This is a genomic window from Vibrio sp. 970, assembly GCF_033339075.1.
On sequence record NZ_JAWOTW010000800.1, the window covers coordinates 1 to 520 of the forward strand.

General features: G+C 46.0%; 1 protein-coding gene. It reads left to right on the forward strand.

Annotated features, from left to right (window positions below; all coding sequences use genetic code 11):
• Nucleotides 1–520, forward strand: a 520-nt coding sequence (locus R7Q11_RS29275) for a M16 family metallopeptidase (RefSeq protein ID WP_225467358.1), incomplete at both ends; no start/stop codon positions are given.

Sequence of the window (520 nt, forward strand, 5' to 3'; positions counted from 1 at the left end):
GACATTGAGCAGAAGCTTGCGTTTTGGGCTGAATGGAAAGATGAAGCGGCACCACTTTATGCTCCTCAAACAATACCAGCATTAGGTGAGCAGAAAATTCATCTTGTCGATAAACTAGGGGCACCGCAAAGTGTGGTTATGATGGTTCGTCAAGGCATGCCTTATGATGCCACGGGTGACTTTTATCTAAGCCAGCTCGCGAACTTTAACCTAGCGGGTAACTTTAACAGTCGCATCAACCAAAACCTGCGTGAAGACAAAGGCTACACCTACGGTGCTTACGGTTACTTCTCGGGGAATCCTGAAACCGGTTCGGTTGTATTTACCGCGCAAGTTCGTGCCGATTCGACGGTCGCATCGATTATCGAGATGGAAAATGAGCTGAATGAATACGCTCAATCTGGAATGACTGATGAAGAAATGAAATTTATGCGCCAAGCGGTCGGTCAAAAAGATGCACTGAAGTATGAAACGCCGACACAAAAAGCGGAACTCATTAGTGATATTCTCAAGTACAACC